Origin of the sequence: Silvanigrella sp. (genome assembly GCF_044369315.1) — a bacterium.
In the GTDB taxonomy this organism is placed as follows: domain Bacteria; phylum Bdellovibrionota_B; class Oligoflexia; order Silvanigrellales; family Silvanigrellaceae; genus Silvanigrella.
Window position 1 is genome coordinate 1 of the sequence record NZ_JBIPMD010000083.1, and the last position, 12,075, is coordinate 12,075.

A 12,075-nucleotide genomic window follows, 5' to 3' on the forward strand; every position below is an offset into this window, starting at 1 on the left:
TACGCAATGAATATCATCTCTGGGAGCCGGATGTGGGAAAACTACAAGTCCGGTTCTGCAGGGGTTTCATGGCAATGAATTACTTTATTTGAAAGGAAATAAAAGTCATGTCTCTACCTACCAAATTAAAGTGTGCTCTTTTAGTATTATCTGCATTATCAAGCTCAGCTTATGCTGATACTTTCAATTTAAGTACTGTTGTAAGTAAAGAAAGTCAAAATAAAATTATTAAAGAAATGATTGATACATTTAAACGCGGAACCGTAGATCAAAATGCACCAATTACTGTTGCTGGTACTTTTGATCTAAACAGTGATCGTAAATTAGTAGCAATTAATGTAGATCATGTTGGTTTTAAAGTAATTAATGTCCCTTTAATTGGTGCTTATGAGACTGATGCAACAATTAAAGCAACAATTGCAAATGGTAACTGTAAAAATATTGTTGTAACTTCTACAAAAGTAAATTCAGGAACTCCAGCAATTGTAAATCCAATATTTGCAAATGATCTTAAAAATAATGCAGCAAAAGCTCTAGATATTTTTATTAAAAATTCTGACTTAGTGAAATATTGTGCTAAGAGTACTTCAGCAGAATCCTATAACGTTATTTTTTACTAATTAAAAAACTTTAGACGGGGTTGCTCCATTAAATTAATGGAGCATTTTTTTTTATTTTTCAGTCAAAATATTGACAAGACAAAATTGTGACATCTCTTTTTTTTTTAAATTTGTAAATTAATTTATCTCAATTAAAATTCTAAATTAATTAAGAATTGTATTATTTTAGAGGAATATGGATTTATTTGTATTATTTATTATAACTTTTATACATGACTGATAAGAATATTATTCGGTTTATATTTTTTATTATTTAATTCATTTTTACAAAATTAAATAAATTAATTGTTTGACTGGCCATTATAAATATTGTATTTTTTTTAAACATTTTAACAATATTATTTAGTGGAGAGATTGTATGTCGCATTCGTCATCTTTGTTTCTCAAAAATTCGTTTTTATGTATTTCAGGTTTATTATTTTCAAATTCTCTTTTTGCAAGTGAATCTATTTATCCAAAAATGAAATTTTCAAATTCGGGATATTATATTGCTTGTTATTATTACGATACAAAAAAAGGTTTAGATAATGACAATCCAAATTTAATGTATCCAAGTATAGAAGTTCTAACTTTTGGTGCAAGAAAAAACTATGCATGGGCTGTAAATGGAGACTCAATTATTTCAGGTTGGACAAAGTTAACAGGAAAAATTCAGGATGGCTTTTTTTTAGAGGAAAAATATTCCTATGCTGATATTGTTTCAAAATGTAATTTTGCAATTCAAAAGATAAATTCATCTTTTAAACTATATGAGTTTAAAGCTTCTACATCTGATTTTGATGGTTATGAATATCCCATTCAATTTGCTAAAGCAGAACAGCCTAATTCAAAAATAAAACAAATTGTATTATTTGGAGATAGCCTTTCCGACCCTGGAAATTTAAAGAGATGGGCTAAAATTATGCCCTTTTTTCCATTCTGGAATGGACGTTTTACAGATGGTTATGTTTGGAATGATTATCTGACGGAAAGAACACATTTACCGGTTCTTAATTTTGCTTATGGTGGTGCAAAAACGGACGGAACAAACGATGCTTTTGCAAATAATATTCCAACATCATTTGTAACAGCGGCAAGAAATTTATTTACAGGTAGCTCAAAGTATTATGTAAATTCTTACATGAATTCTTATTTAACAAATGACTCCTATTATAGTACGAATCAAAAATTAACAAATACAGCAGAAACTCTTTTTGTATTGTGGATTGGAGCAAATGATTTTTTAGAAAAATTTGAAAATAATCAACCTGCACATGCAATTTTTGATAATCCAGATTCCGTTGGTGGGGTGAATTATATATATAAAAGAGCCGAAGATAATATTATAAATCAAATAAAAATGTTAAATAATATTGGTGCTAATCATTTTATGATTATAAATCTACCTGATATTGGAAAAACTCCAGCTATCGTAACATCAAATTATAATAAATATTCAGATGATGTGAAAAATAAAAATGAATTTTCGTTAAAAATGACAGAAGCAATTCAAAAATATAATTTTTATTTAGATACTTCTTTAAAATTATTAAAAGATAATCTAGGAAATAAAATTAATATCAAAACATTAGATATCGCTTCTGATTTTGAAAAACTCATGAATAATAAAAATATTTTAGATGATTCTTCTTATGATTATGGTTTTTCTAAAATGGATACCAAATATAAAGTTCCTGGTTCTAAAATAAATTATATTCAGGATTTTTGTTATAATGGTGGTTATTATAAAGCAGCATTGACACAAATAGGTAAAGAAACAAATATTTTTGCTAATAAAAATAACTCTTGTGTCGATGAAAATGGAAAAAGAACAAAATTAGCTCTATTTTGGAATTCACCGCATCCTTCTTCATACGCGCATTGCTGGGTGTCTTACGCTTTAGAAAAGCAATTAAATGATGATTTTCTTATTAATACAAAGTTGGAAAATTTAGATAGTTATAAAAATTATTGTCTATCAAAATTAAATTAAGATTCATTTATCATTTTTGCAATGTCTTCAAGAATGGTATCTGCCATTTCCATCGTGAGTTGAGTGTCTGCATCGGATAACGCGCATGAGGGTTCTTTATGAACTTCCATAAAAATTCCTTCTACTCCGATTGCTATGGCTGCTCTTGTGAGCGGGTGAACCATATGGCGAAGACCCGATGATTTTCCATTTGAAGCGCCTGGGAGTTGTACAGAGTGTGTGGCATCAAATATAACAGCATGGCCTTCTTTATTCATATCAATAAGGTTTCTAAAGTCGACAACAAGATTATTATAACCAAAACAGGTGCCACGTTCGACAAGGATTATTTTTGAATTGCCACATTTTTCGATAAAATGAGCTATTTCAATCATTTCTTCAGCAGAAACCCATTGTCCTTTTTTAATTTGCACAACTTTATTTGTTGAAGCTGCAGCAATAAGAAGCTCTCTTTGTTTACAAAGAAATGCTGGAATTTGTAAGATATCCACAATATTACCAGCTTCTAAAGCTTGTTCACTGGAATGAACATCAGTTAAAATTGGTACATTAAGCTCTTTTTTAATTTGTTTTAACCATTCAAGACCAGTATTTAATCCTGGACCTCGAACACTAGATGCGCTTGTTCTATTTGCTTTATCATAGCTACTTTTAAAAACAAAAGGAAGGTTTAATTTTTCGCATTTATTTTTTAAAAAACTTCCAACTTCAAGACCTAAAGAAATGGATTCAAGCATGCAAGGACCTGCAATAATGACAGGTTTTTTTCTTGATAAAGTAATGTTATCTGTAATTTTTCCATCCCAATTTCCTGGGAATTGATTATTATTTTTTAATGACATTAGTTATTCCTTGGGATTTTATGAATAATATTATTTATGGAAATATTTCCATAACCATAACATTTAATAACAAAAAATAAGGCACCAAAAGCATTGCCTGTATTAATAAAAGCGCTAATAAAATCATGGTTCATCAACCAATGAGGCCGGTGGGTGTATTTTGCGCCTTCAGGACTTAACAGATCACTTAAGTTAACACCAAATGGTTTTCCAGAATTTTGTAGCGTGTGAAGAACGCGGGGGTCTAAAACGGAGTCCGAGTATCCATTTGCAGAACCGCAATCAACAATAGCAACATCGGCAACCCCTAATTTATCTATTATTCGTGATATGTCATTCGGAGCTAAAAATGATCCGCGCTCAACAAATAAGGGTAATTTTGTATTTGCTGCGTTCTCCAAAATATCGCTTTGCCTGCATATTTCTCCCGGAATATATAGAAAGTCAGCATATTTAGAAGCAATTTCAATTTCTTTAGGAGAGCTTACAATCATTCCAAAAGGTTTTTTTGATTTACTTTTAAGCTCAAATAAAAAAGATTCTTTGTTTTTTAAAACGTTTAATTTTATAGAGTCTTCAGATGTAAATATTTTCCATTCTGAGAAATTATAAACGGGAAAGACGTTTTCCAATGTTTCTGTAATTTCATTTCGTGATTTTGATTGAATTTCAAGAATAAAATTTTTTTTATTTTTAAAAAATGACATAAAAAGCCTCCTGTTTTAGGAAGCTACTTCATTATCTCTATCGAGTTGTTTTTGGCTTCCTTCACTTAAGTCATCTTCTGTTTGTTTTAATAAAGCAAGTTTTTGAATGAGATTTCCAAGAATAATGGCTTTTTCACCTTTAGGGTGAATAAGTACCCCACCAATTCTTTTCAATTCTTTATCACACCATTTGACTACAATATCAATTTTTAAATATTTTACATTTGAAATATTAAACTGATCAATTGGCAGTCTTAAGGATAAGGATTTGCCTGTTTTAATATTTAATTTGTCTTTTGCAATAAATTCGAGCTTAAAGCCTTTCCAAGAGAGATTAAGTACAACAACCCTTTTAGATATTAACGGGTTCCATCTATTCGTAAAAATCTCAGCCACTATCGCCGTCTCATATCTGGGTTCACGACGCTTAGGAATTTTAGGATGCATATATCACCTTTTTATAGCTAAGCATATCAAAAATACTTTCTCCATAAAATACGAGCCAAAAACTGCTCAATTCCTAATAACAAAAGAGCAAATGCCAAGATCCAAGGGTACGCAACAATTAAGGGTACTTTTTTGGAAACGACATAAACATCTTTAGGTAGATCGGCATTTATTTCCGATAATTCAGGTATTCCTTCAAATAAAAATGGATTTTCTTTGTTTTCTTGAGATTTTGCATTGGATGGAAAAATAGGCCAAGTTCCAAATTTTAGGATTTCGGAGTCTTTATCCTCTAATCCGAGGGCTAAACTCACAGAAGTGCTGTTTATTTTATTTTTATTTTGAATATTTATAATTGAATTCATTGGGTTTTGTAATTTGATCATTTCTTTATCTAAATGATTTAAAATAAACGTATTTGCTTTTAAAAATTTTTTAGAATCGGTTGCTAATGTAACAGATTTATCTATTTGTATCCCTCCTCTGCTTTTCACTCTTAAAGTGCTATCGTCTGCATAAATACGGGGGCCCGCGATATCTGGGGCTCTTATTCCACTATCTTGTCTTCTCTGTAAAAATTCGACCATCCAATTAAAAACGTATTCACTACTGTCTGAGTCTTTCATTCTTAGAGCAACTTCAGCCGTATTTTGAATTTTTTCTTGAGTATACCCGTATAGCCAATCTCCAGCTAAAAAAGAGAGAACAATGCCTTTTTCAGCTGGCATAGCTAGCAAAATAGGATGATCGCCTTCTTTTGTTTTAGCTAAAATAATAGCTTCTTTTTTAGGTTTGCAATTGATGGCTGTGTAGTGTGTTACGATATTAGAAAGACTAGAATAAAAGTTATGATTGCTAATAAAATTTGTATCATTTGCAGTCCAATGATATAGGTTTTCATAATCCCATTTGGGTTTATTTTCACAAGGAAATATCGATTTTATTGAGCTATTTTCACTTAAAAAAGATAAGGGACCGCCTTGAATAACAAGTCGCCCCCCATTTTTAACATAATGAATTAAATTTTCAGATTCTCTTTCGCCAAGATAAGTATCAAATAAAAAATTTTGAGCAATGATTCCATGAAAATTTTGTAAACTTACTCCAAATAATTTGTCTGCTGGAAATTCAATTAAAGATAATTGTGAATTTGGTATACTTTGATCGCTATTTGTTTCTCTTAATATATAATAACTTAATAAATCTAAATTTGGCCAAAATTTTAATTTCTGTCTTAACGTTCTTAAACTCCAATCGGGTCCGACACTAATATGCAATAACGTTGTCTTCGAATAAACAACTTGAACAGTTGTGCTTGCCGAATTTAAAGGAGGGTTTGTTAAGCTCGATGTAATATCTGCCGAAATAACTTGATTTCCCGTTTTGGTAAAATTTATTGGAATATCTACCGTTGTATTTACAAGTCCATTTTTAGGAACCTTAAAATGAAATGTTTTTGAGTTTAAAAATGAGTCGCCAGAATGAATTACAATTTCTGCTTGAATTTCAGAATGTGATTTAACTTTTCCAATAATATTTACAGAAGCAATACTTTCTTCTCCTAAAAAACTTATTTTAGGAATAAATATATCTGATAAAGCTAAATAGTCTTCCTCATTTTTTTTATCTTTTAATACTTGCTGAATGGGAAGAAAATAAATTTTATTTTCTTTATATAAAATTGTTTCTTTTAATTTATTTGTAAATATTTTTGCGTCTTCTCCAAAAAAAGCGCTTTTTGATAAAATTACAGAAACCCCTTTAGCTTTTGAAAGATGCCCTAGTAAATCATCATAATCTTGTGATGGTATACTTTCATTTAAACCATAATTTTGATAATTTATTGTTATGTTACTTCCAAAATTTTTATTAATAATATTCTCAATGTTAATTTTATCTTCTATCTTAAACTGAGTATCTTGTGGTATTAAAATATTTAAATAGGAATTATTTTCATCACTGTCTTTAACATAGATAAATGGAATTACTATCGGAATAAATAATGAAAGTATTATAATTCCTCTTAATAAATAGACAAAAGTTTTTTTCATGGCTCTAACCCAAGGTTACGTATGCGGTTTAAGATTTCAGGCAATTGAATTTGATCTTCCTTATAATCTGTAGTTAAAAAAGAATACATGATATTTATAAAACTACGTATTTTGAAGTCATTATTATTTTTAAAACAATCTTCTCCATTTGATAAAAAATGAGCACTAGTAACTAACCCGTAAGGAGCTTGGGCATTTATTTTCTTTTTTAAAATGAGCGTTTTTGATGAGTCATTGATACAGCCATCTAAGCTATTTAATAAATAAAAACTTCGGTAAAACATTCCTCTTTTTTTAGGAGATTCCCATTCAATACCAATACTTTGATCATTTAATTCAAAAAATTGAGGAGGTATTTCTTTAGTTCCTTCTAATATAAATATACCACCATTAGAAATATGATTATGTAAATTTTTAATATTTAATTCACGAAAATCATTTGTCCACCAAATTTCAGCCTCTCCAGGTGTACAATTATTTGTTTTTAGTTTTTTAGGAAAGACTATTGTTCCTCTTTTCATAATTATATTACGTAAGTCAGAATAATTTTTTTCAATAACAGCTGGAATTTCTTTCCCACACCAAGCTATGCGGAAAGGAATATTTTCTTGTTCAATATTTTGAGTCGATACTTTATTATTTGTGAAAAAGGGTAGATTAAAATTTTCTAGTTTTGATTGAGCAAATAAAGGTTTATTTTGATAGGAAATAAGGAGAAATAGTATGGGATAAGTAATATTTTTTTTATTTTTTTTCCATAGTAATAATAAAATGAAACTTCCCAATATGGCTGCAATAAGAGGTAAAATAGATTCGCCAAAATTTTTCTGAATTTGATTTTTTGTAGATATTGTTGAATTTGAAAAAGCTTGGTTAAAATCTTCTGGTGAAATATAAATACTATTTTTTCCTTCTCTTAATGAGTTAAATAAAATCCATCGGTTTTTATTTTCTAATTTGTATAAACCAAGAGAAAGATTTTTTGTTTCTGAAAAATTTAAAGTATCTAAATTTAAAAATTCTGTAAATTTATCATTTGCATTTATTTCTGCTTCTTCTAATTTATCATTTAGTCTTGAGACATCATCTAGATTGATTTTTGTATATGAAAGATTTGATTCTTTTATATTATTTGCAACTTCAAACCAAAAATGAGTCCATGTTCTTGATCTTCCCAACTCACCATTTGGCGTTGCAGTCGAAGTTCTTAAATAAAAAAAGGGCAATGAGCTTGCTTTCCAAGCTAATGTAGTGCCATTACTTGTATTTAAAAATGGTTTAAATACTCCTTTATAAGTGCGATTATCATCTGGGAATTTAACTCCTAACTCTGCACCTGGTGGTGGAGGAATTAATAATAGTGTTAATGGGAAAGAACCTGAATCGAGTTGCACAGCAATTTTTTCTGCTCTATTTTCTTCATTTGTTTGTAATGTAGAATTATTTCCCGCTGTGTATACTAATGTGTCATAATTAGGATCAAATCCTTCCGGAACCCAAAATGTAAGATCGTCATTCATAGTAGATAAAATTTGATCATTTAATTGTACTATCCATACTGTTGAGTTTCTATATTTCCATATATTTTTATTAAAATTATGTTCAAAACTGTTTTTTTCTTTTTCACAATTTTTTTCTATAAAATCATTTCCAAAAAAACTTACTAATGTTCTTAAATTAGAAAAGGAATCTAACTCGATTGGGCTAGGAAAACGATTTGAGCAGCCTATAAAAAGAGGAAGTTGTTTTTTATTATTTTTTGTAATTAAAACTTGAAAATTATCCGTGTTTACATGGTAAGAAGTTATAAAAAAGTGGGGTCTTGCTTCTTCTGGTATGATAGATTTATAAGAATTAAAAGATGTAAAAGAATTTTTAGAATCTGTTTTTTCACCCCAAAGAGAAAAAAGATCGGTGGGGACGATTTCTTTTTGATGTTTTACACTGTAATCAAAAGCTTTATATTTAAACAAAATTCCGTTATCAAAAAACTTTTTTAAAGAATAAATACCTTGAATAGATTCTGAATAGCCATCAGAAAATGCTATTATTGTATTTTTTTTATCATGAAAATTTTCATTATTATTTAAAATTTTTGAAACTTCGTCGCTTAAAATTGATTGAGTAAATGGTGAAATGGGTTGGTTATTTTGTTCTTTTAAAAATTCATATATATCATTATTAGACTTTAATTCTATTATTTTATATTCAATTTTCGGTCTTCCATTTTGAATTTTAAAAAAGCTTTCTAACCCAAAATTTATATATCCAAGATCAGAAATTTTATCCGCTTCTCTTTGAGGATTAAAATTTGAATTTTCGCGTGAAAGTTTTGCTTGTAAAGATGGATCTATCCATATTAATGCAGACTTATTTAATGGTAAAATTCCTTTTGCTTCTTTTTGGGGATAATAACTAATTGCAAAAGCAATTGTGGCTAATATAATTAAAATTAATGGGATTAATGGAGGCCTATTAAATAATATTTTATTTTTAATTGTTTTTTTATTTTCTTTTCCAAAAAACCAAGAAGGAATTTTTCTTGGATTTATGTTTTGAACTTGAAAAAAAAGAATAAAAATTGTAATTAAAGATACTAAGCAAGACAGTAAAATGGGAAACATTTTATTTTTTCCTAAAAATATCTATTAAAATAAAATCAATAAAGCTTATTAGCGTTTCTTTAGAATGAACTATTTTTGCTAAATGATTTTTTTCAAGTAATTTTTGTGATAAAAAATTGAATTGTTCTTCAATATTTTTTTTGTATTCATTTCCACTAAAGTGGGTTTTTTTATTTTCATATATGTTTTTTTCCCAAGGAATTAATTCTTCAATTTCTTCATCTTCATTTGGATATTCTAAAGGATCTCGTGTAATTAAAAAAATTGCTTTTTTTAAATTAAAAAAATTTATAATTTCAAGTGCTTTATTAGCTGCGGCATAATTATCTTCTGTATCAAATAATAAATCACTAATAATATAGGCATAGTCAGCGTTATGAAATTCTTTTCCTATATATTTGCAACCTTCAAAGAGGTCTTTCGCTGTTACGTTAAGAACATGAAATGAATGTGATAAACCGCTATGCGCTTCTTCAATAATGGCGACCAATCCATTGGCAAGTTGCCCTTTGTTTATGGAGCTATATTCGGATTGATAAGTCATATTCGAATAGCTGTGGAAAACAACAATCACTTTTTGTCTGCCAGCTCCATAATCAATTTTGGTGATCAATTCTTGGGTTTTGATAAAATGATTCATAGAAATTGTTGAGATAGGATCTCCAATTTCAAATGGTTTTGTAGCAATACCTAATCTTGTTGGCGTATTTTTTTTATAAAGATCATTTGCGGCAAAAATTCCACCAAATTGTTGCCTTAAATAAGTCCGAATAAAAAAGGGAAGAGCTTTGGAGGGATGGAGGCACGGCCAATATTTTTCTTCTTTAGGAAAAACATTACATATGCTTTCAAATTTCATTTTCATTTTTGCCTTTTTTTCAATTAGCCCAATGGCAAATTTATTATCTCTCCTGCAAATATTATGTTAACAGAGATTTTGAAGATAGGACAATTTTGATTAAAAGGATTCTATTAAATTTTTGCTTTTTTTGAAGTGGAAAGGTGAAACCCAATGTCCCCAGAACTGTTAAAACTTTTAAATTTAGTTGAAGGAAAAACCTTTGAAAATCCAAAGGAATTGATGGAAGAAATTAAATTAGCTTATCATTCCGTTATTAGTAAGTATTTACAGCCAAGTCCGTTAAGGCGTTCGGTTTGGTTAAGTGAATTAACAGGTGGCGATATTTGGATAAAACTGGAATCCTTAAATCCGAATGGCTCTTTTAAAGTTCGTGGTGCGTTATATGCAATTTATAATGTTATGCAAAAAAATAAAGGTAACAGTAATATAAAAGTTTGTGCTGCTTCTGCTGGAAATCATGCGCAAGGTATTGCGTTTGGGGCAAAACATTTAGGCTGTGAAGCTCATATCTTTTTACCAAAAACAGCTCCTCTTGTGAAAAGGGATGCAACTGAAAAACTAGGAGCAACTTTATACTTAGAAGGTGACAATTTAGAGGAAGCTTCTGAAGCCGCTGTCGCTTTTGCAAATAAAGAAAATGCACATTTTATTCATGCTTACAATAATTACGATATCATTATTGGGCAATCTACATGTGCATATGAATCTCTTGTTCAACTTTCAAATATAACGAATGAGCCATTTGGAGAAGTGGATTATTTTGTATGCAGTGTTGGTGGTGGTGGGCTTGCAGCAGGAGCTTCTCTTGTTTTTAAAGCAGAGTCAAAAGGAAATATTATTGGTGTTGAACAAGAATATTATGATTCTGCTGTAAAGAGTTTTCATAATAAAAAACAAACGGCAATAAAAAAACCAGTTCATTCCACGATTGCAGATGGCATTGCCGTAGGTTTGATAGGCAATTTAAATTATAATTATATGACACGCTATGTTGAAAATTTATCTCTAGTTACCGATGACTACATAGTAAAAGCCATTTTAGGGTTATTTGAACAAGAAAGAGTGATAGCGGAAGGAGCGGGAGCCGCTGCTATTGCGGATATTTTAAAGAGACCCGACTTTTATGAAGGAAAAAAAGTGATTGCCTGTGTAAGTGGAGGAAATATTGATCCTCAACTTATGACTAGGGTGATAACACGAGGATTAAATATTACAGGACGTGTTCTTCGTGTTAGTGTCTGCGTGAGTGATAGGCCAGGAGGCTTGAAAAAGCTTTTAGAATGTATTGCATCTCTTGAAGGAAATGTGCTTGATCTTATTCACGATCGCACTTACAGCGAAGTAAGTGTTGGTGATGTTGATGTTGAGTTATCTTTGGAAACGAGAAATTCGGAACATCAATATTCTTTACTTGAAAAACTTGAAGAAGCGGGTTTCAAGCCAAGAATGAGACATTGAATCTGTTTTGTTAAATGATTTAGGAGGAATTGTTGTGAGTGGCGGATTTCTTGAATGTTATGACACCATAATTGTTGGTGGCGGTCCAGTGGGTCTCTTTGGGGCTTATTACGCAGGATTGCGTGATATGACTGTAAGGCTAGTGGATAGAAGGCATGAGCTTGGCGGCCAGCTTACTGCAATTTACCCTGAAAAATGGGTATATGATATCACAGGGATTCCTGCGATACGGGGTAAAGATTTATATAAAAATCTTTTTGCACAAAGTGTACCTTATAATATTCCAAGCAGTTTAAATGAAGAAGTTGTTCTTATTCGTAAAAATAGAAATAATATTTTATGTGTAGAAACTCGCAATGGCACAGTTATGCATACAAAAACAGTGATGCTTTGTTTAGGAATGGGTGCTCATATTCCAAGACGTCTTGATATTAAAAATATTCGAGAATTCGAAGGAAAAGGAGTGTCTTATGGAGTGCATACTTTAGATAC

At 29.9% G+C, this 12,075-nt stretch carries 10 protein-coding genes; 4 read left to right on the forward strand and 6 right to left on the reverse strand.

The genetic code is table 11. The features are described 5' to 3' along the window. Positions 1-107: 107 nt before the first annotated feature. Together ACIQ56_RS08540 and ACIQ56_RS08545 are read left to right on the forward strand one after the other, a co-directional pair. The gene (locus ACIQ56_RS08540) at positions 108-620 is read left to right on the forward strand and encodes a hypothetical protein (RefSeq protein WP_397600651.1); all 513 of its coding nucleotides are present in this window, start codon (positions 108-110) and stop codon (positions 618-620) included. Positions 621-978: 358 nt separating this feature from the next. Continuing rightward, positions 979-2,592 carry an SGNH/GDSL hydrolase family protein gene (locus ACIQ56_RS08545; RefSeq protein WP_397600652.1) on the forward strand — a complete coding sequence of 538 codons (1,614 nt, stop codon included), beginning with the start codon at positions 979-981 and terminating at the stop codon, positions 2,590-2,592. Here ACIQ56_RS08545 and kdsA read toward each other — a convergent pair. Genes kdsA through ACIQ56_RS08575 form a run of 6 tightly spaced genes read right to left on the reverse strand, consistent with a single transcriptional unit; the run spans position 2,589 to position 10,122 of the window. Continuing rightward, positions 2,589-3,434: a 3-deoxy-8-phosphooctulonate synthase gene (kdsA, locus tag ACIQ56_RS08550; protein WP_397600653.1), complete on the reverse strand. Its 846-nt coding sequence runs from the start codon at positions 3,432-3,434 to the stop codon at positions 2,589-2,591. The two genes, ACIQ56_RS08545 and kdsA, sit on opposite strands and share 4 nt — an antisense overlap. Next, positions 3,434-4,141: a hypothetical protein gene (locus tag ACIQ56_RS08555; RefSeq protein WP_397600654.1), complete on the reverse strand. Its 708-nt coding sequence runs from the start codon at positions 4,139-4,141 to the stop codon at positions 3,434-3,436. Before ACIQ56_RS08555 ends, kdsA begins: the two co-directional genes overlap by 1 nt. Before the next feature lie 15 nt (positions 4,142-4,156). Then, positions 4,157-4,588, reverse strand: a complete 432-nt coding sequence (locus tag ACIQ56_RS08560) for a hypothetical protein (RefSeq protein ID WP_397600655.1) — start codon at positions 4,586-4,588, stop codon at positions 4,157-4,159. A 26-nt stretch (positions 4,589-4,614) separates the two neighbouring features. Beyond that, positions 4,615-6,639 carry a hypothetical protein gene (locus ACIQ56_RS08565; protein WP_397600656.1) on the reverse strand — a complete coding sequence of 675 codons (2,025 nt, stop codon included), beginning with the start codon at positions 6,637-6,639 and terminating at the stop codon, positions 4,615-4,617. Next, on the reverse strand, positions 6,636-9,263 hold the full coding sequence (locus tag ACIQ56_RS08570; RefSeq protein WP_397600657.1) for a hypothetical protein: 2,628 nt from the start codon (positions 9,261-9,263) through the stop codon (positions 6,636-6,638). Before ACIQ56_RS08570 ends, ACIQ56_RS08565 begins: the two co-directional genes overlap by 4 nt. Position 9,264: 1 nt before the next feature. Beyond that, positions 9,265-10,122: a hypothetical protein gene (locus tag ACIQ56_RS08575; RefSeq protein WP_397600658.1), complete on the reverse strand. Its 858-nt coding sequence runs from the start codon at positions 10,120-10,122 to the stop codon at positions 9,265-9,267. A 153-nt stretch (positions 10,123-10,275) separates the two neighbouring features. On the opposite strand from ACIQ56_RS08575, the gene ACIQ56_RS08580 reads away from it, so the two are divergent. Continuing rightward, the gene (locus tag ACIQ56_RS08580) at positions 10,276-11,583 is read left to right on the forward strand and encodes a pyridoxal-phosphate dependent enzyme (protein WP_397600659.1); all 1,308 of its coding nucleotides are present in this window, start codon (positions 10,276-10,278) and stop codon (positions 11,581-11,583) included. A gap of 34 nt (positions 11,584-11,617) precedes the next feature. Beyond that, positions 11,618-12,075, forward strand: a 458-nt coding sequence (locus tag ACIQ56_RS08585; protein WP_397600660.1) for an NAD(P)/FAD-dependent oxidoreductase, incomplete at its 3' end; no start/stop codon positions are given.